This window comes from Micromonospora sp. CPCC 206171, from assembly GCF_036906755.1.
In the GTDB taxonomy this organism is placed as follows: Bacteria; Actinomycetota; Actinomycetes; order Mycobacteriales; family Micromonosporaceae; genus Micromonospora; species Micromonospora purpureochromogenes.
The window spans coordinates 89,128-107,096 of record NZ_JBAKHT010000016.1 but is presented as its reverse complement, the minus strand read 5'-3'; the positions used below and the strand labels follow the sequence as shown (position 1 = coordinate 107,096).

Sequence of the window (17,969 nt, the reverse complement as noted above, 5' to 3'; positions counted from 1 at the left end):
GGCGACGGGGCCGACACCGCCCCGCCGCCGGCCCGCGCGCGTCGTTGGCCGCGCGTCGTCCGCCGCCATGTCGCCGTAGTGGCGGTGTCCGGGCGGGGCAGATACCGCCGTTCCGCCGACATGGCGTCGATCATGGGGCTGCCGGCCCCGGCGAAATTGCTGGTCGCCGGTGGCTTGCCGGAAAAGTTACTGGCTAGTAACGTCGGGGCATGTCCATCGACTCGCGCCAGGTGGCGGCCGGGATGCTCCAGGCCGTGCCGTTCGCCCGTACCCTCGGCTTCGAGTTCGTCGAGGTCGCCCCGGAGGCCCAGGGCGGGGTCCGGGCCGTGGTCCGGCTGCCCGACACGCCGGCCACCCACAACCACGTCGGCGGCCCGCACGCCGGCGCCATGTTCACCCTCGGCGAGACCGCGTCCGGCACGGTGGTGATGGCCGCCTTCGGCCACCTGCTCGACCGCGCGGTGCCGCTCGCCGTGCGGGCCGACATCGCGTACCGGAAGCTGGCCATGGGGCCGGTGCTGGCCACCGCCCGGCTCGGTCGTACGCCGGCCGAGGTGGTCGCCGAGCTCGACGCCGGGCAGCGCCCGGAGTTCCCCGTGGAGGTCGAGATCGGCACCGAGGACGGCACCGTCACCGGCACGATGACCGTCGTCTGGACGCTGCGCCCCAACCGCTGACGGCACCGGCACCTGACGAAACGGGTTTGTTCGGGCGGTGCGCTGGATAGATTCGTACCGTGCTGGGCCTACCTGCTCATGTGTCCGCCTGTCTCTTCGATCTGGACGGTGTGCTGACGCAGACCGCCAAGGTGCACAACGCCGCCTGGAAGCAGACCTTCGACGCGTTCCTGGCGCGGCGGGCGGCGGCCACCGGTGAGCCGTTCCGGCCCTTCGACCCCGGGCCGGACTACAACCGGTACGTCGACGGCAGGCCCCGCGCCGACGGGGTCCGGTCCTTCCTCGCCTCCCGGGGCGTGGTGCTGCCGGAGGGCAGCCCCGACGACCCGCCGGAGGCGGACACGGTCAACGGGGTCGGCAACCGCAAGAACGTCGTCCTGCTGGAGCGGATCCACCATGACGGTGTCGAGGTCTACCCGGGCTCGGTGACGTACCTGCGGGCGGCCGTCGCGGCCGGGCTGCGCCGCGCGGTGGTCTCGGCCAGCGCGAACTGCCGTGACGTGGTCGCCGCCGCCGGCCTGGAACCGCTGCTCGAGGCGCGGGTCGACGGTCTGGTGGCAAGGGCCGAGGGACTGCGCGGCAAGCCGCACCCGGACACCTTCCTGGCCGGCGCGAAGCTGCTCGGGGTCGACCCGGCCAACGCCGCCGTCTTCGAGGACGCCCTCGCCGGGGTGGCCGCCGGGCGGGCCGGCGGCTTCGGCTACGTGGTCGGCGTCGACCGGGTCGGGCAGGCCGACGAGTTGCGCGCCCACGGCGCCGACATCGTGGTCACCGACCTTTCCGACCTGTTGAAAGGGACCGCGGCATGATCCGCGAACGCGCCTATCCGGTCGAGCCCTGGCACATCCGGGAGACCCGGCTCGACATGGACGTGCTGGCCCAGTCCGAGTCGGTCTTCGCGCTCTCCAACGGACACGTGGGGCTGCGCGGCAACCTCGACGAGGGGGAGCCGCACGGCCTGCCCGGCACCTACCTCAACTCCTTCTACGAGCTGCGCCCGCTGCCGTACGCGGAGGCCGGCTTCGGCTTCCCCGAGTCGGGCCAGACCATCGTCAACGTCACCAACGGCAAGCTGATCCGGCTGCTGGTCGACGACGAGCCGCTCGACGTCCGGTACGGCGAGCTGCTGAGCCACGAGCGGATCCTCGACCTGCGCGCCGGCACCCTGCACCGGGAGATGCACTGGCGCTCCCCGGCCGGACGCGAGGTCAAGGTCCGCAGCACCCGCCTGGTCTCCTTCACCCAGCGCGCGGTCGCCGCGATCAACTACGAGGTGGAGGCGGTGGACGGGCCGCTGCGGCTCATCCTCCAGTCCGAGCTGGTCGCCAACGAGACGCTGCCGGCGCAGAGCCGTGACCCGCGGGTGGCCGCCGTGCTGGAATCGCCGTTGCTGGCCGAGGAGGAGCTGACCACTGACGACGGCGGGCTGCTCATCCACCGCACCAAGGTCAGCAGCCTGCGGGTGGCCGCCGAGATGGGCCACGACGTGTTCGCCCCGGGGAAGTTCACCGTCGAGTCCGAGGGCTACGAGGACTGGGTGCGGACCACCGTGGGCTGCGTGCTGAAGCCCGGCGAGACGCTGCGGGTGGTCAAGTACCTCACGTACGGCTGGTCGAGCAAGCGGTCGCTGCCGGCGCTGCGCGACCAGGTCGGCGCGGCGCTGGCCGCGGCCCGGTTGGACGGCTGGGAGGGTCTGCGCCGGGAGCAGCGGGAGTACCTCGACGAGTTCTGGGACGCTGCCGACGTGCGGGTCGAGGGCGATCCGGAGGTGCAGCAGGCGGTCCGCTTCGGGCTGTTCCACGTCCTGCAGGCCGGCGCCCGGGCCGAGCGGCGACCCATCTCGGCCAAGGGCCTGACCGGCCCCGGGTACGACGGGCACGCGTTCTGGGACACCGAGATGTTCGTGCTGCCGGTGCTCACCTACACCCAGCCGTCCGCCGTCCGGGACGCGCTCTACTGGCGGCACTCGACGCTCGGGCAGGCCCAGGAACGGGCCCGGACGTTGAACCTCCAGGGCGCGGCGTTCCCCTGGCGGACCATCGAGGGCCCCGAGTCGTCGGCGTACTGGCCGGCCGGCACCGCCGCCTTCCACATCGCCGCCGACGTCGCCGACGCGCTGCGCCGCTACCTGCTGGTCACCGGCGACGACCAGCTGGAGCAGGAGATCGGCCTGGAGCTGCTGGTGGAGACGGCTCGGCTCTGGCGCTCGCTGGGCCACCACGACCGCAGCGGTCGGTTCCACGTCGACGGGGTGACCGGGCCGGACGAGTACACCGCCGTCAAGGACGACAACATCTACACCAACCTGATGGCCCAGCGGAACCTGCTCACCGCCGCCGACTGCGCGATGCGCTACCGGGACGAGGCGATCGACCTCGGGGTGACCGAGGAGGAGGCGGCCCAGTGGCGGGACGCCGCGAACGCCATGTACATCCCGTACGACAAGGGGCTGAAGGTCCACCAGCAGGTGGAGGGCTTCACCCGGTTGCAGGAGTGGGACTTCGAGCACACCCCGCCGGAGAAGTACCCGCTGCTGCTGCACTACCCGTACTTCGACCTGTACCGCAAGCAGGTGGTCAAGCAGGCCGACCTGGTGCTGGCCATGCACTGGCGGGGTGACGCCTTCACCGCCGACGAGAAGCTGCGCAACTTCCTCTACTACGAGCGGCGTACCGTCCGGGACTCCTCGCTGTCGGCATGCACCCAGGCGGTGATGGCGGCCGAGGTCGGGCACCCGGAGCTGGCCCACCGCTACCTGCGCGAGGCCGCGCTGATGGACCTGCACGACCTCAACGAGAACACCCGCGACGGGGTGCACATGGCCTCGCTGGCCGGCGCCTGGATCGCGCTGGTCTCCGGCTTCGGCGGCCTGCGCGACCACGACGGGACGCTGTCGTTCTCGCCGCGCCTGTCCAGTCGGCTGAGCCGGCTGGAGTTCTCGTTGCAGTGGCGCTCACTGCGGCTGCGGGTGGACGTGCGGCCGCACCAGACGACGTACTCGCTGCGCAACGGCGGGCCGGACACGGTGGTGGAGCTGCACCACCACGGCGAGAAGATCACCGTGACCAGTTCCCTGCCGGTCACCGTCCCGGTGCCCACGCCCGACCCGCCCGGCCCGGCACCCGAGCAACCCCCGGGTCGGTCCCCGCTGCTGCACCTTCCCGAGGAGGGCTGACCAGCCCGACCGGCCATGAGGCCGGCTGGTCAGGCCGACCGGCCACGAGGCCGGCTGACCAGCCCGACCGGCCACGAGGCCGGCGGCGTCCACCGCCAGCCTCGTGGCCGGAAAGGGTCAGAACTGGCGGCCGTTGGAGGGCCGACCCCCCGCGTCGCGCGGAGCCATCGCGGCCGGGTCGTCCGCCGTGCGGGCCCGAGCCGCCTCGTCCGCCCAGTCCCGGCCGCGCTCGGCGTCCTGTTCGCGTTCTTCCTGCTCGGCCGTCCGGGTCTGCTGCCTGGACTTCTGCTCAGCCATGGCGATCCTCGCGATCCGTCGGGGCGCCGGGCACGCCGGCGCCGTCCTGCGGTCACCCTGCGGCTTCCCGAGGTCGTCGGCGGCAAACGCCGGGCGACCGCCGCAGCCCGTCCGCGGCACCCCCGCTTGGGTACCGGCGGCGCGGGTATCCCGCCGGGCCGGTGCGGATCGACGGTACGGAGGGGTACAGATGCGGACAGGAAGCAACGAAGTGACCATCCCGGTGGCCGACATCGGGCTCCCGGCCGACGTGACCGTCCCGGAGGGCGCGAACGGCGTGGTGCTCTTCGCCCACGGCAGCGGCAGCTCGCGGCACAGCCCGCGCAACACGGCGGTGGCCGGGGTGCTGCGGAGTCGGGGCGCCGCCACCGTGCTGGTCGACCTGCTCACCCCGGAGGAGGACGCGGTCGACGCCGTCACGGCCGAGCTGCGCTTCGACATCGGCCTGCTCGCCGACCGGCTCGCCGGAATCGTCGACTGGCTGGGCACCGAGCCCACTCTGGGCCGGCTGCCGGTGGGCCTGTTCGGGGCGAGCACCGGTGCGGCGGCGGCACTGGTCGCGGCGGCGGGGCGACCGGACCGGGTGTCGGCGGTGGTCTCCCGGGGCGGCCGGCCGGACCTGGCGGGTCCCGCCCTCACCGGGGTACGCGCGCCGACGCTGATGCTGGTCGGTGGCCTGGACGAGCAGGTGATCACGCTCAACGAGCAGGCCGCCGCGGCGCTCACCGCGCCGCACGAGTTGCGGATCGTGCCCGGCGCCACCCACCTCTTCGAGGAGCCCGGCACGCTGGAGCAGGTGGCGGCCGACGCGGCCGACTGGTTCGCCGCCCACCTCCGCGTCCCCGCCTGACCTCCCACCCACCCCGCTCCGCGAGCGCGGCCCGCTCCGCGAGGGCGGCCCGCTCCGCGAGGGCGGCCCGCTCCGCGAGGGCGGCCCGCTCCGCGAGGGCGGCCCGCTCCGCGAGGGCGGCCCGCTCCGCGAGGGCGGCCCGCTCCGCGAGGGCGGCCCGCTCCGCGAGCGTGCACTTTCACGGAAAGCGTGGCTATCCGGCGCGCGATAGCCACGCTTTCAGTGAAAGTGCCCGTGCCCGTGCGGGTGCGGGTGCGGGTGCGGGTGCGGGTGGGTGGGGTCAGGCGGGGGTTGGTGGCGGGGAGGGGCGCGGGGTGGGGCGGGTGGTGGCGATCCGTTCGCGGTGGCGCTGGACGGTGTCGACGACCCGGTAGGCGACGGCGGCGATCGGCACCGAGACGAAGGCGCCCGCGACCCCGGCGATCAGTGTGCCCGCGGTGACCACCACCAGGATCACCGCCGGGTGCAGCTGCACCTGCCGCTTCATGATCAGCGGCTCCAGCAGGTTGCCCTCGATCTGCTGGACGGCGATCACCGCGACCAGCACCAGCAGCGCCGTCGTCGGACCCTTGGCGGCCAGCGCCACCAGCACGGCGACCGTACCCGCGACCGTGGCGCCGATGATCGGCACGAAGCCGCCGAGGAAGGTGATCAGCGCCAGCGGCAGGGCGAGCGGCACCCGCAGCAGCACCAGGGACAGCCCGATGCCGAGCGCGTCGATCGCCGCGATGATCATCGTTCCCCGGCTGTACGCGCCCAGCGTGTGCCAGCCGGCCCGGCCGGCCTCGGCGGTCAGCTCGCGGTTCGGGCCGGTCGTCCGGCGCAGCACCCACTGCCACATCGTCCGGCCGTCCTTGAGCAGGAAGAAGAGCAGCACCAGGGCGAGCAGGGCGGAACCGACCACCTCGGCTGCCGTCCGGGCCCCGCCGACCGGGTCGAAGCCCCCGCCCATGCCGGAGCGCACCTGCTGGATCAGCTTGTCCAGCTGCGCGTCGCTGACCGGCAGGGTGGAGGTGACGAAGTCCCGGCTGCGCTGGACGCCCTCGCCGAGTTCCTCGCTCAGCTCGCTGAACTGGGCCGCGGTCAGGTTCCACACCAGCACGCCGACCCCGACCAGGATGCCCAGCAGCAGCAGGAGCGACAGCAGCGCCGCCGGCGCGGGCGGTACCCGCAGCCGGCGCAGGCGCAGCAGCACCGGATCGAGCAGTGCGGTGAGGAAGAGGGTGACCGCGACGGCGATCGCCAGTGGCGCCAGCAGCACCGCCACCCGACCCAGCAGGTAGAGCGCGAACACCACGACCACCAGGCAGGCGCTCCACACCACCGCCGTACGGACCAGCCAGGGCAGCGCCGCCCAGGCCTGTCGTGGCGCCGGCCGGGCACGCGCCGCCGTCACCTCGGGCGTACGCCCGGCACCGTCCTCGTCCACGTCGATCCTCCTCGGTCTCGGCGGGATCGATACCCGTACGGCCGCGCTCCGACACCCGTCGGTGGATCAACGCCGTCCCGGGCGCGTGGTTCCGCTCTGGACGGTCCGGGCCAGGCGGGCGGACAACCACCGCCGGGCATGGCCGGCGAAGGACTTCGCCCGCGCCGGCCACTGCTGCGGCGGCCGAGGGTGACCTGGGCACGCGACAGGAGCCGGGGGTGTTTGCGGTCGGGACCGGAGGGAACGCAGCAGGTACCGAGCGAGGAGGACCGTGGTGAGTGACTTCATGGACAAGGCCAAGGACATGGCCGACAAGCACGACAAGCAGGTCGACCAGGGCCTGGACAAGGCCGGCGAGGCCGCCGACCAGCGCACCGGCGGCAAGTACGACGAGCAGACCGACAAGGCCGTCGACATGGCGCAGGCGCGCACGGGTGAGGGCGACCAGGCCCGCTGACATCGCGTTTCCGCTGCCGGACCGCCCGCGGGTGGTCCGGCAGCGGCGTGTCCGGGGATGGCGACGGTCTGGTCAGCATCGACCGGCCTCGCTACGATCCGCAGTCGTGGCATGACTCACCGTGGAGTCGTGCGGAGCGGACCGGCCCCGCCCGGCGCGGCGGGCCGCGGACCAGAGGGAGCGACCCCCGGTGACCGAGACTGCCCAGCCGACCATCCCGCAGCCCTACCCGTTCAGCGACCCCCACCGGCTCGACATCGACCCCCGCTACGCCCGGCTGCGGCACGAGCAGCCGCTGACCCGGATCCGGATGCCGTTCGGCGAGCCCGCCTGGCTGGCCACCCGGCACGCCGACGTCCGGACCGTGCTCGGTGACCCCCGGTTCAGCCGGGCCGCCTCGGTGGGCCGCGACGAGCCCCGCAACAGTCCACGGCAGACCGACACGGGCATCCTCCAGATGGACCCGCCGGAGCACACCCGGCTGCGCCGGCTGGTGGCGAAGGCGTTCACCGCCCGCCGGGTGGAGGAGCTACGCCCGCGTACCCGGTCGGTGGCCGAGGAGCTGGTCGCGGCCATGGTCGCCGCCGGGCCGCCGGCCGACCTCGTCGCCCACCTGGCCACCCCGTTGCCGATCCGGGTCATCTGCGACCTGCTCGGGGTGCCGGTCACCGACCAGGACCGCTTCCACACCTGGTCGGAGGCGGTCGTCTCGACCACCTCGCTGCCACCGGAGGTGGCCGAGAGCTACGTCGAGCAGCTGCTGGGGTACATGGCCGGGCTGATCGCCGAGCGACGGAGCGCCCCGACCGACGACCTGATCGGCGCGATGGTCCGGGCCCGCGACGAGCACGCCGACCGGCTCAGCGAGGAGGAGGTGGTCCGGCTGGCCGCCGGCCTGCTCGCCGCCGGCCACGAGACCACCGTGACCCAGATCCCCAACATGGTGTACGTCCTGCTGACCGAGCCGGACGGCTGGGAGCGGCTACGGGCCGACCCGGCCCTGGTGCCGACGGCGGTCGAGGAGCTGATGCGTTTCATCCCGCTCGGCGCGACCGCCGCCTTCCCCCGGTACGCCCTGGCCGACGTCGAACTCGGCGGCGAGCTGGTCCGGGCCGGCGAGCCGGTGATCGTGTCGATCCACTCGGCCAACCGGGACGAGCGGGTCTTCGCCGACCCCGACCGGCTGGACCTGGGCCGGGAGGTCAATCCGCACGTCGGATTCGGCCACGGTGTGCACCATTGCGTCGGCGCGCAACTGGCCCGGATGGAACTCCAGGTGGTGCTGGAGACCCTGCTGCGGCGTACCCCCGGTCTGCGGCTCGCGGTGCCGGAGTCGGAACTGACGTGGAAGAGCGGCCTGCTGGTCCGGGGCCTGACCGCGATGCCGGTGGCCTGGTGAGCGCGGAGCCGGGTCCGGTGCCGGCGGACGGCCGGTGGCGCCGGTGAGCGCCGGGAGTGCGGCAGGCGACGCCGCCCGCTGGCGGGTCTTCGTCGACCCGACCCGGTGCATCGGGTCGGGGATCTGCGCGGGCGCCGCACCCGCCCACTTCGTGCTGGTGGACGGGCTCTCCCGCCCGCTGGCCGAGCGGGTCGCCCCGGGGGATGAGGTGCGGGACGCCGCCGAGTCGTGCCCGATGGAGGCGATCATCGTCTCCGACGCCGAGGGGAGCCGGATCGCGCCGGAGCCGTGAGCCCGGCGCGCCCGGGTGGCCGGCGGCACCGGCCACCCGGACGCCGACCGGTCACCAGCCCGGGTAGCGGACGCCGCTGACGTTGACCCGCAGCGTGTAGAGCGAGCTGGAGGCGCAGAGGTAGAGGTGGTTGCGCTTCGGGCCGGCGAAGGTGAAGTTGGCGACCACCTCCGGCAGGTGCAGCTTGCCGAGCAGGGTGCCGTCCGGATCGAAGCAGTGCAGGCCGTCGTGGGCCGCCACCCAGACCCGGCCGGCCTCGTCCAGGCGTACGCCGTCGAAGGAGCCGGCGTCGCAGGTGGCGAAGACCTCGCCCCCGGCGAGCGTGCCGTCGTCGCGGACGGCGAAGCGGCGCAGGTGCTTGTGTCGGGTGTCGACCACGTACAGAGTGGACTCGTCGGCGCTGAAGGCCAGGCCGTTGGGCTGCCCGAAGTCGTCGGCGACCAGGCCCACCTCGCCGCTGGTCGGGTCGATGCGGTAGACGTGGTTGCCGCCGATCTCCGACTCGCCCCGGTTGCCCTCGTAGTCGCTGTCGATGCCGTAGCTCGGGTCGGTGAACCAGATCGACCCGTCGGAGCGCTCGACCACGTCGTTCGGGCTGTTCAGCCGCTTGCCGCGCCACCGGTCGGCCAGCACGGTGTCGGAGCCGTCCGGCTCGGTGCGGGTGACCCGGCGGTTGCCCTGCTCGCAGCTGAGCAGCCGGCCGCGCCGGTCGACGGTGTGCCCGTTGGCGTACCCGGCGCTGTGCCGGAACACGCCCACCGCGCCGGTGGTCTCGTCCCAGCGCAGCACCCGGTCGTTCGGGATGTCGCTGAAGAGCAGGTACCGCCCGGCGGGGAACCAGGCCGGCCCCTCCAGCCAGCGCCCGCCGGTCCACAGGCACTCCACCCACTCGTCGCCGTTGACCCGCCGGAACCGCTCGTCGCACACCTCGAACCGGGTCCTGAACCTGTCCACCGTCTGCCACCCCCTGTGATCGCGTTCGGCGTGACGCTAGCATGACCGGACCACAGTCGTTCAACCTATAGTTTGGCCGGATCACATTCGAGGAGGCTCAGTGGACGACATCGACCGCGGGTTGCTGGCGGCCCTGCAACGGGACGCCACCCAGTCGTACGCCGCGCTCGCCGCGACGGTCGGGCTTTCCACCGGGGCGGCCCACGAGCGGGTCCGCAAGCTGCGGGAGCAGGGGGTCATCCGGCGTACGACGGTGGACGTCGACCCGGCGGCGGTGGGTCGGGGCGTGCTGGCCTTCGTGATGGTCGAGGCGAACGCCTGGATGGGGGACCGGCCCACCCACGAGGCACTGGCCGCCCTGCCGGAGGTGGAGGAGGCGCACGTGGTGGCCGGCCCCGCCTCGGTGCTCGTGAAGATCCGCGTGGGCACCCCGGAACAGCTCCAGGCCAGCCTCCGCCGGCTCTTCGCCGTCGAGGGGGTCACCGGCACCCGGACCATCGTCGTGCTGGAGACGTTCTTCGAACGCCCACTCGATCCCCGCCCGCCCACGGCCGCCCCATGAACGACGCGACGGCCACGCCCCGATGGGCACGGCCGTCGCGGGGACGCTCGGGTCACTTCTTGCGCAGCTCCGCCATCGAGGTCGGCCGGCCGCTGAGCGCGTCGCGCATCCGGTCCACCAGGCCGGCGCCGGGAGCGAGCAGCTTGTTCGCCGGCGGGTGGTCCGGGGCGGCCGGGTGGGGGCGCGTCGGCGCGGTTTTCTTCGCCGCCTGCACCTTGCCGGCCAGCTCGACCAGCTCCTCGCGCGCCACAGCGGCCCGCAGGCGCGGGAAGAGGTCGGCCTCCTCGTCCTCGATGTGGTGCCGGATCGTGCTGGTCAGGTGAGCGAGCAGCTCGTCGAAGCGCGGGTCGGAGGGATCGACGGACTCCAGCTCCTTCATGGTCCGCTCGGCCTCGGCGTGCTCGGAGATCTCGTGCTCGGCGACCTGCTTGCCGTCCGGCAGCGCCTTGCGGGCGGCCGGGTAGACGTACGCCTCCTCGGCGACGGAGTGCCGGACCAGCTCGGCGATCACCACGTCGGCCAGCTGGCGGCGGTGCTCCGGCGTGCCCCGGCGGCTCTCCAGCTCGACGAAGATCGCCTCGACCTCGCGGTGGTCGGTCGTCAGCACGTCCACGACGTCCTGGTGGCTCGTCTCGTGATGGCTCATGTTCTGCTGCCCCTTACCGGTTGCGGACGGTCGGTTGTGGGGCTGGTACCCCGTTGCGGCCGACCGAATCTCCTCCGGCGGATGCGGTACGGATCGCCCGTTCTCGCACCGGCACCGCGGGCGCGCAGTGGATCCCGATCGACCTGGACCACCCGCAGGCCGCCGACGACCCGGCGGTGGCGAAGCAGATCGAGTCGATGACCGGCTTCTTCTTCGGCGGCGGCGACCAGTACCGCTACGTCACCACGATGACCCGGGGCGCCGCCCAGCGGGATTCGGCCGCCCTGGCCGCCGTACGGCGCAAGCCCGGCTACTTCGAGGACCCGGGCGTCCTGGGCTACCTGCCCAAGGGGGGCTTCGGCTTCTTCACCGAGGGTCTGCTGGACACCCACTTCTCCCGGCGGGGCCGGGAGGCCCGGTCGATCCGCCTCGCTGCCGACACCGGCAACGACCGGGTCTTCGGACTGGACGAGAACACCGCGCTGGAGGTGACCGGGGTCGGCGGCCGGCACCGCTCGCTTCGGGTGATCGGCCAGCGCGGGGTCAGCGTGCTCGACCTGCGCCGGGCGCGGGTCACCGACACCGGCGGGGTGTGGGGCGTCGAGGGCGTCCGGTGGAGCCGGCTCACCGAGGGCGACCGCTACCGGGCCGAGCGCTGGCAGCCGGTGATCGCGCCGGGCAAGGAGGGGGTGGCCCCGGCCGCCGGGTCGTGCACCGTGCCGCAGTCGGACGACGTCTTCTACGACTACGCCCTGGTCGGGCTGGCCGAGGGCCTGGTGGACCAGGCCACGAGCGCACCCGCGCCTTCCTGGAGAAGGTGCTCTGATGGATCCACTGCTCGCCACCGCCGGGGACCGGCTCGGGGCGTACCACGAGCGGTTGGCCCAGCTCGTCGCCGTCGACTCCGGCTCCGGTCAGGTCGACGGGTTGCGCGAGGCGGCCGACCTGGTGCAGACCTGGTGCCTGGCGGCCGGACTGGCGGTCGAGCGGGAACCCGTCGCCGACCCGTCCGGCACGCCGCTCGGTGACGTGCTCGTCGCCCGGCGGCGGGGCCGGGGAGAGCGCCGCATCCTGCTCGCCGGCCACCTCGACACCGTCTTCCCACCCGGCACGGCCGCCACCCGGCCGTTCCGGGTGCACGACGGCCGGGCGTACGGGCCGGGGGTCTGCGACGACAAGGGGGGCCTGCTCGCCGGGCTCGCCGCCGTCGAGGTGCTGGTCGGGCTGGGCCGCGAGGAGTACGGCGAGCTGGTGCTGGTCTGCACCCCGGACGAGGAGATCGGCTCGCCGGGCAGCCGGCCGCTGCTGCGTACCCTCGGATCGGAGGCCGACGTGGCCCTCTGCCTGGAGTGCGCGCGCGACAACGGTGACCTGGTGTCGGCGCGCAAGGGCGTCGCGGACCTGGAGATCGTGCTGCGGGGCCGGGCCGCGCACGCCGGCATCGAGCCGGAGCGCGGGGCGAACGCGCTGCTCGCCGCCGCCCGGCTGACCGTCGCGCTGGACGCGTTGAACGGCCGCTGGCCCGGGGTCACCGTCAACGTCGGCGTGCTGGACGCCGGCGGCCGGCCCAACGTGGTCGCCGACCGGGCCCGGATGCTGGTCGACCTGCGCGCCTGGCACACCGGGGAGTACGCCGCCGCGCTCGCCGAGATCCGCCGGCTGGTCGCCGAGCCGGCCGTCCCCGGGGTACGCGCCGAGCTGGCCGTGCACGCGCCCACCCCGCCGTGGGAGCCCGGGCCCGAGGAGCGGTGGCTGGCCGAGCTGGCCGGGAAGGTCGGCGCCGGCCTCGGCCTGCCCGTGTCGCACACCGCCACCGGGGGCTGCGCCGACGCGAACCTGCTGGCCGAGGCGGGCGCGACCGTGCTGGACGGGCTCGGCCCGGTCGGCGGCGACGATCACAGCCCCGCCGAGTGGCTGGACCTGGACTCCGTGGTGCCCCGGGTGGCGCTGCTGGCCGGGCTGATCGACGAGGTGGCCCGCCGTTGAACAGCGACGAGGGCCGGCCTCGCCCTGTCGGGGAGACCGGCCCTCGGTCGATCATCGATCAGTTCGGGATCAGGAGCTGTAACCGCGGCCCGCGATCCAGTTGGCCAGCTCGGCCACGTCCATCCAGTACTCCTGGACGTCCGGCGCGGCCGGGTCGGCGATCTTGACGGTGTTGCCGTCGTCCTTGTACTCCACCACGGTCAGGTAGTGACCGGGGTAGTAGTGCTCGACGCCGTCGACGTCGACCGCACCGCCGAGGATGTTGGCCACCACCGGGTCACCGGCGTCCACCGCGGCCTTGACGTCCGCCCGGAGCCGCTCGATCTGCTCCTTGGACGCGACCTCGTCGCTGATCTCGGTGGTCTTGTACCGGCCGCCGGTGTACTCGTTGAGCACCCGGGTGACGTCGATGGCCGAGTCCGTGCCGTTCTCGGTGGTACCCAGCTTCTTGGCCAGCTCGTCCTGGCTGACCGCCTTGCCGTCGGCCGACAGCGCCATCCGGGTCGACGCCGGGCCACAGTAGAAGAAGTTCGGCTGCGCCTGGTACTCGTAGCCGGCGCGGCGCTCGCCCTTGCCCTTGCCCTTGTCCTTGCCCTTCTCGGACACGACGGACGCGGAGGCCTTCTCGGCCGGCGCGGCCTGCGCGGCCACGGCGGGGCCGACGATGGCGCCACCGGTCATGACCAGGCCGGCGACGGAGAGCATGCCGTTACGGAAAATCGTCTTCATGGTCGAAGCTCCTTTGGGGGGGTTGCCGCCCGGCCATGCAGACCCGGACGCAAGCACCGGGAAAGGCGCTCGGATCATCAGGACGCGGACCCGATCGGCCCGCGCTCACCAGCAACGCAACGACCGACGGCCCGGACCCATTCCGGCCCGTCACCTGCCCTGCCACGGTCGTACGCAGGATCCAACGACCCACCCCACCCCGCCGATTCCGCGCCCCCCGTGGCCCCCCTCACCCCCGCCCACCCCGACCCCGACACCCGGGCCGAGACCTCACTTTCACGGAATGAGTGGCTATTCGGCGCGGAATAGGCACGCATTCCGTGAAAGTGCGGACGGGAAAGGGGGGCGAGGGCGGGGGTGGGGGGTCAGGTGGGTGGGGGGAGGCTGCCGAGGAGGCGGGTGACGGCGATCTCGATGACGACGCGCTCGGGGTTGGGGCGGGGCTGGCGGTAGCGCTCGGCGTAACGGCGCTCGGCCTCGGCCACCGACGCCGCGTCGGTGCGGAGGATCGCTCGGCCCTCGATGGTCAGCCACCACCGCCCGTCGAGGTGGCACACCGCGACGGGAGTGCCCTCGGGGCCGGCGGCGGCGACGTGCCGGGCCTTGGCGGAGCCGCCGGAGGTGATCACCCGGGCCAGCCCGGCGTCCGGGTCGAAGGTGACCCCCACCGGCACCACGTGGGGGGTGCCGTCGGCGCGCAGGGTGGTCAGCGTGGCGAGGTGCCGCTCCCGGCAGAACGCGACGACCCGTTCGTCGTGCGGGTCCAACCGATGGTCGCCGGCCATGTCCGTCCCCTTCCGGCCCGGTGCTTCGGCCGGCCCGCACGATCATGGCACGGGACGGCGTACCCGGTCCTGACCAGGGGGAGTGTCCGGCTGGCCGGGCAACCGGCGGGCCTGCGCCCGGCGCTGGTGAGCCAGCCGGGTCAGGTAGATCAGCGCCCCGGCGAGGATCCCCATGTCGTCCAGGTAGATCGGGTCGGGCAGCACGTCCACCGGAAGGATCGTGTAGATCAGCGCGCCGTAGAAGGCCACCTTGCCCCCGACGCCCAGCGTGCCGAGCAGCCGGCGGGCGCGGACCACCCGGATCGCCAGCAGCACCGCGCCGACCAGCGTCGCCAGCGCCAGGATGCCGCCGATGACGACGAGGACCAACGTCTCCCGGGACATGCCGTCACGCTAGCCGAACTCCGCATCCACCGCCGACGAGCGCGGCGGTGAGACCCGGCGGATACCTGCCGCCGAGCCTGCTCGGGTCAGTAGGCGGCGACGGCGGCCCGACCCCGGGCCACGCTTGCCGACTCCCGGACCGGCTCCGCCGCCGTCCGCCGGGTCTCCGGCATCGGCACCACCGACTCGACCTCCTCCGGCCTGCGGTCCAGCGCGGCGAACGCCTCCTCGCGCAGGCTGCGCGCCGCCGCCACGGTCAGCTCCGCTTCCCGCCACGCCGCCCGCTCCCGCTCCGACGCGGCCCGGTGTCGGGCGGCCAGGTTGTCCCGGATGGCGCGGCGCAGCACCAGCTCCTGCTCGACCGGGTGCCGCCGCGGGTCCCAGCCGTTGCGGTGGGCGAAGACGTCGCTGAGCTGCTCCACCGAGAGCTCCTTGCCCCAGTACGCGTCCAGCGCGGCCCGGTGCAGGTACCGCTCCCGGTCGGCGTACTCGGCCGGGGTGCGGACCGTGCCGGGCAGGGGCATCGCGGCGGCGGCGGACAGCCGGCGGACGGCCGCCTCGGCCGCCTCGTACGCCGCCCAGGCCGCCTCCACCTCGTCCTGCGCGGCCAGCCACTCGGCGCGCCGCCGCCCGGCGGTGGCCGACGCGCGCTCGGCGGCGACCCCGACCTCGCCGGCGTACCGGGTGCGTTCCCGTTCCTCCTCGGCCAGCTCCATGGTGCTGGGCAGCGCGGCCTGCCGGATCCGGCCGGCGACGGCGGAGCGCAGCCAACCCGGACGGGCGACCAGCGCGCCGAAGGCGACGGCCGCGACGGCGAGCAGAACCAGCCAGATCACGGCGGCGGCGGGAACGTCGGGCAGGACGGAGGAGAAGACGGTCTGCATCACCAGCACCTCACGGCGGGGATCGATGTGGACGGACGGGCCGGGCGAGCGGAGCGGCGGGCGTACCCGGAGCGGAGCCGCGTGCGCGACGGGTCGCGCGGCGGTGGTCCGGCGCCGGGCGGGCGCCGCGTGGCTCAGCGCCGGGGCGGGCCGCGCCGGCCGGTGGCGTCCCGGACCGGGTCCGTCGTCGCCGCTGGCGCCGCGAGCGGCCGGTCGGTCGGGGCGGCGTCCCGCCGGGCCGGGATCGGCCGGGCGGGGAAGTCGGTGGGCTGCTCGTCGATCGGCTGGGCGGTGGCCGGCGCCTCGGCCACCCGGGCGGCCGACACGGCGGGCCGGGTCGGCGCGGCGGCGGCCGGGCCGGTCGTCGGGGCGAAGACGCCGCCGAGACCGACCGCGAGCACCAGGGCGGTCAGCGCCAGCCGGGTCAGGTCGCGCAGCGTCGCCCGCCGAACGGGGCGGGTGGACGCTACGGGCAACACATCTCCAACCTATCGCCACGCAAGGGCCGGTGCAGCGGACCGAGGGCGGTCACCGGCGTGACCCCGACCACTCGTCCCGTGTGGACGGACGGACTGCCCGGCGGGACGACGGGGCCGGGTTGGCGCGGTTTCCGCTGAGCCCGGCCGGCTGGGCTACCTCTGCTGACGTCCGCGCAGCCGTGCGCCCGGCACGTCGGCGAGGGCCCCGTCGTCCGTGCGAGCCTCGAACGATCCGATGCCCCGGAACGCGAAGCGGCCCACCCGGAAACTCCCGGGTGGGCCGCTCGTCGTGCGTCAGGTCAGCGGTCGCCGCCGAGTACCGGCGGGGCGGTGTCGGCGCCGTCGTGCCACACCATCTCGTCCTCGGTGAGCCAGGTCAGCCGCTCGTCGCTGTCGTCCTCGCCGTGCTGGCCGCGCCCGCCGATCACGCCGTTGCGGCCGGCGCCACCGGCCGTGGCCGCCCGGTTGGCCGGCGCCCCGCCCGTGCCCGGCCGGCCGCCGTTGGCGCTGCCCAGCTGCCCGGAGGCCAGCCGTCCGGTGCCGGCGGCGGACCGGTTCTCCATGCCGGTGGCGCCGGTGGCCGGCCGGACCGGCGCCGGGGCGGACGCCCGGCCCGAGGAGGCCAGCGCGCCGGTGCCGAGCACCCCGCCGGCCGCGATGCCGGCGGCCGCGCCGAACGCCATGCCCGAGCCACCGCCCGTCGCGGCCCCGGCGCCGGCCAGGCCAGCACCCCCGGGAAGCCCGCCGCCGGTGAGCGGTTCGGCGCCGGCGAGCGAGGTGCCGGTGCCGACGAGCCCACCGCCGGTGACCGGCGTGGTCGTGGTACCCGTGCCGGTGCCGCCCGTGCCGGTGTCGCCGGAACCGGTCGTCGGGCCGTGCGCCGGGCTGCTGGGGGTGGACACCGTGGCGCCGCCACCCGGACCGGCGATCCCGGTGCCGGGCGCGGACGCCGGGCTGCCCACCGACGGGCCGGCCTTGGTCGTGGCGCCGTTCCGGTCGGCCTCACCGGGCAGTCGCGGTGGCGGGGCCGGCGGGTCGACGACCCGGCCGTACGAGGCGACCTCGTAGCCCGCGGCCAGGTCGGCCACCACCTGCACCATCCGCTGGTGGGCCTTCTCCTGCTCGGCCTTGTCCTGCTGGTGGCCCAGGATGCCGCCGACGATCATGCCCGGCACGCCGAGGACCAGTCCCTTGGTCGCCCCGTCCAGCGCCTTGTCGTGGTCGTCGGTGGCCTCCGGGCTCTCCGCGTTCCGCTGGGCGGTGCGCAGCTGGCCGGCCATCAGCGAGAGCGCCTGCCGCACGTCGGCAGTGCCCTCGGCCAGGTCCGACGAGTAGCGCACGACCAGGGAGAGCCGGTCCTGGAACTCCCGCGCGGCGTCGCCCGTCCAGGTCGGGGCCAACTTGTCCAGGTCGGCGCCGAGATCCCGGGCGAGGTTGTCGAGCGTGTCCCGCAGCGAACTCCACTGGCTGGCCAGGTTGTCGATCTGCTGCGGGTCGCCGGCGTGCACCGCGTCGTACAGCTCGCGGTGGCTGACATGCTGATAGCGCTGGGTGTACTCAGACACGACCGTCCCCCCGCTCGTTGAGCGCCTCGTCCACCCCGTTGAGCGCGGCCTCGATGTCGGCGGCGTTCGCCGCGTTGCGCGCCTCGGTGGTGCGGTAGTTCGTCATGATCGTGTGGGTCGCCGTCCGGGACGCCTCGACGGCGCGGCGCAGCCGGGCGACCTGCTCGGCGTAGCTCGCCTGCATCTCGCTGTAGCGGCGGGCGTTGCTGCTGGCGTCGGTGAAGGAGCCGAGCGCGGGCGGGCGGCACTGCAGCTCGGTGTTGAGCTTCTTCAGCGCCGCCTCCGCCTGGGCGAGCCGGTCCGCCAACCGCTGGTGAAAGTCCTCCAGGGACAGAACGTCGACTGTCGTACGCCCGGTCATGGCAGCATCCCCGTTGTCCATAGTCGATCCGTCGGCCACGCCCAGGTTAGTCGACCGG

The 17,969-nt window shown here is 74.2% G+C and carries 20 protein-coding genes; 9 read left to right on the top strand and 11 right to left on the bottom strand.

The genetic code is table 11. From position 1 onward, the window contains the following. The first annotated feature begins 209 nt into the window (after positions 1 to 209). The 3 genes from V6U89_RS19200 to V6U89_RS19190 are packed head-to-tail and all read left to right on the top strand — an operon-like array spanning position 210 to position 3,852. Positions 210 to 677 (top strand): DUF4442 domain-containing protein, encoded by a 468-nt coding sequence (locus tag V6U89_RS19200; RefSeq protein ID WP_088964229.1) that lies wholly within the window; start codon positions 210 to 212, stop codon positions 675 to 677. Positions 678 to 736: 59 nt separating this feature from the next. Beyond that, positions 737 to 1,486 (top strand): beta-phosphoglucomutase family hydrolase, encoded by a 750-nt coding sequence (locus tag V6U89_RS19195; RefSeq protein WP_334572703.1) that lies wholly within the window; start codon positions 737 to 739, stop codon positions 1,484 to 1,486. Next, complete coding sequence (locus V6U89_RS19190) at positions 1,483 to 3,852, top strand: glycoside hydrolase family 65 protein (RefSeq protein WP_334572702.1); 2,370 nt, start codon at positions 1,483 to 1,485, stop codon at positions 3,850 to 3,852. The genes V6U89_RS19195 and V6U89_RS19190 overlap by 4 nt, the downstream gene beginning before the upstream one ends. A 117-nt stretch (positions 3,853 to 3,969) precedes the next feature. Here the strand turns inward: V6U89_RS19190 and V6U89_RS19185 are convergent, their stop codons facing one another. Continuing rightward, the gene (locus V6U89_RS19185; protein ID WP_088964226.1) at positions 3,970 to 4,149 is read right to left on the bottom strand and encodes a hypothetical protein; all 180 of its coding nucleotides are present in this window, start codon (positions 4,147 to 4,149) and stop codon (positions 3,970 to 3,972) included. Positions 4,150 to 4,339: 190 nt separating this feature from the next. Here V6U89_RS19185 and V6U89_RS19180 point away from each other — a divergent pair, with 190 nt between their 5' ends. Then, a complete protein-coding gene (locus V6U89_RS19180; RefSeq protein WP_334572701.1) occupies positions 4,340 to 4,999 on the top strand; it encodes a dienelactone hydrolase family protein in 660 nt (219 codons plus the stop codon). A gap of 280 nt (positions 5,000 to 5,279) precedes the next feature. Here the strand turns inward: V6U89_RS19180 and V6U89_RS19175 are convergent, their stop codons facing one another. Further along, complete coding sequence (locus tag V6U89_RS19175) at positions 5,280 to 6,428, bottom strand: AI-2E family transporter (RefSeq protein ID WP_334572700.1); 1,149 nt, start codon at positions 6,426 to 6,428, stop codon at positions 5,280 to 5,282. 274 nt (positions 6,429 to 6,702) lie between these two features. Here V6U89_RS19175 and V6U89_RS19170 point away from each other — a divergent pair, with 274 nt between their 5' ends. The 3 genes from V6U89_RS19170 to V6U89_RS19160 all read left to right on the top strand — a co-directional run bounded on the left by V6U89_RS19170 (position 6,703) and on the right by V6U89_RS19160 (position 8,576). Continuing rightward, entirely contained in the window at positions 6,703 to 6,885 is a 183-nt protein-coding gene (locus V6U89_RS19170; RefSeq protein ID WP_334572699.1) for an antitoxin, read from the top strand. Positions 6,886 to 7,075: 190 nt separating this feature from the next. Then, the gene (locus tag V6U89_RS19165) at positions 7,076 to 8,284 is read left to right on the top strand and encodes a cytochrome P450 (protein ID WP_334572698.1); all 1,209 of its coding nucleotides are present in this window, start codon (positions 7,076 to 7,078) and stop codon (positions 8,282 to 8,284) included. Positions 8,285 to 8,327: 43 nt separating this feature from the next. Continuing rightward, positions 8,328 to 8,576, top strand: a complete 249-nt coding sequence (locus V6U89_RS19160) for a ferredoxin (RefSeq protein ID WP_334572697.1) — start codon at positions 8,328 to 8,330, stop codon at positions 8,574 to 8,576. A gap of 51 nt (positions 8,577 to 8,627) precedes the next feature. Here the strand turns inward: V6U89_RS19160 and V6U89_RS19155 are convergent, their stop codons facing one another. After that, positions 8,628 to 9,530 (bottom strand): SMP-30/gluconolactonase/LRE family protein, encoded by a 903-nt coding sequence (locus V6U89_RS19155; RefSeq protein WP_334572696.1) that lies wholly within the window; start codon positions 9,528 to 9,530, stop codon positions 8,628 to 8,630. A gap of 100 nt (positions 9,531 to 9,630) precedes the next feature. Here V6U89_RS19155 and V6U89_RS19150 point away from each other — a divergent pair, with 100 nt between their 5' ends. After that, positions 9,631 to 10,092, top strand: coding sequence for an Lrp/AsnC family transcriptional regulator (locus V6U89_RS19150; protein ID WP_334572695.1), 462 nt, complete (start codon positions 9,631 to 9,633; stop codon positions 10,090 to 10,092). A 52-nt stretch (positions 10,093 to 10,144) separates the two neighbouring features. On the opposite strand, the gene V6U89_RS19145 is transcribed toward V6U89_RS19150, so the two are convergent. Beyond that, on the bottom strand, positions 10,145 to 10,738 hold the full coding sequence (locus V6U89_RS19145) for a hemerythrin domain-containing protein (protein WP_334572694.1): 594 nt from the start codon (positions 10,736 to 10,738) through the stop codon (positions 10,145 to 10,147). Positions 10,739 to 11,563: 825 nt separating this feature from the next. Between V6U89_RS19145 and V6U89_RS19140 the strand changes: the two genes are divergently transcribed. Then, positions 11,564 to 12,724 (top strand): M20 family metallopeptidase, encoded by a 1,161-nt coding sequence (locus tag V6U89_RS19140; protein WP_334572693.1) that lies wholly within the window; start codon positions 11,564 to 11,566, stop codon positions 12,722 to 12,724. Positions 12,725 to 12,793: 69 nt separating this feature from the next. Here the strand turns inward: V6U89_RS19140 and V6U89_RS19135 are convergent, their stop codons facing one another. The 7 genes from V6U89_RS19135 to V6U89_RS19105 all read right to left on the bottom strand — a co-directional run bounded on the left by V6U89_RS19135 (position 12,794) and on the right by V6U89_RS19105 (position 17,911). Next, the gene (locus V6U89_RS19135) at positions 12,794 to 13,453 is read right to left on the bottom strand and encodes a C39 family peptidase (RefSeq protein WP_334572692.1); all 660 of its coding nucleotides are present in this window, start codon (positions 13,451 to 13,453) and stop codon (positions 12,794 to 12,796) included. A 365-nt stretch (positions 13,454 to 13,818) separates the two neighbouring features. After that, complete coding sequence (locus V6U89_RS19130; RefSeq protein ID WP_334572690.1) at positions 13,819 to 14,238, bottom strand: pyridoxamine 5'-phosphate oxidase family protein; 420 nt, start codon at positions 14,236 to 14,238, stop codon at positions 13,819 to 13,821. A gap of 42 nt (positions 14,239 to 14,280) precedes the next feature. Continuing rightward, positions 14,281 to 14,622 carry a YkvA family protein gene (locus V6U89_RS19125; protein WP_334572689.1) on the bottom strand — a complete coding sequence of 114 codons (342 nt, stop codon included), beginning with the start codon at positions 14,620 to 14,622 and terminating at the stop codon, positions 14,281 to 14,283. 86 nt (positions 14,623 to 14,708) lie between these two features. Further along, complete coding sequence (locus tag V6U89_RS19120) at positions 14,709 to 15,506, bottom strand: hypothetical protein (RefSeq protein WP_334572686.1); 798 nt, start codon at positions 15,504 to 15,506, stop codon at positions 14,709 to 14,711. A gap of 134 nt (positions 15,507 to 15,640) precedes the next feature. After that, the gene (locus V6U89_RS19115) at positions 15,641 to 15,985 is read right to left on the bottom strand and encodes a hypothetical protein (RefSeq protein WP_334572682.1); all 345 of its coding nucleotides are present in this window, start codon (positions 15,983 to 15,985) and stop codon (positions 15,641 to 15,643) included. Between the two features lie 299 nt (positions 15,986 to 16,284). Continuing rightward, a complete protein-coding gene (locus V6U89_RS19110) occupies positions 16,285 to 17,550 on the bottom strand; it encodes a WXG100 family type VII secretion target (protein WP_334572677.1) in 1,266 nt (421 codons plus the stop codon). Beyond that, positions 17,543 to 17,911: a hypothetical protein gene (locus V6U89_RS19105; RefSeq protein WP_334572672.1), complete on the bottom strand. Its 369-nt coding sequence runs from the start codon at positions 17,909 to 17,911 to the stop codon at positions 17,543 to 17,545. The genes V6U89_RS19110 and V6U89_RS19105 overlap by 8 nt, the downstream gene beginning before the upstream one ends. Between the last annotated feature and the right edge of the window lie 58 nt (positions 17,912 to 17,969).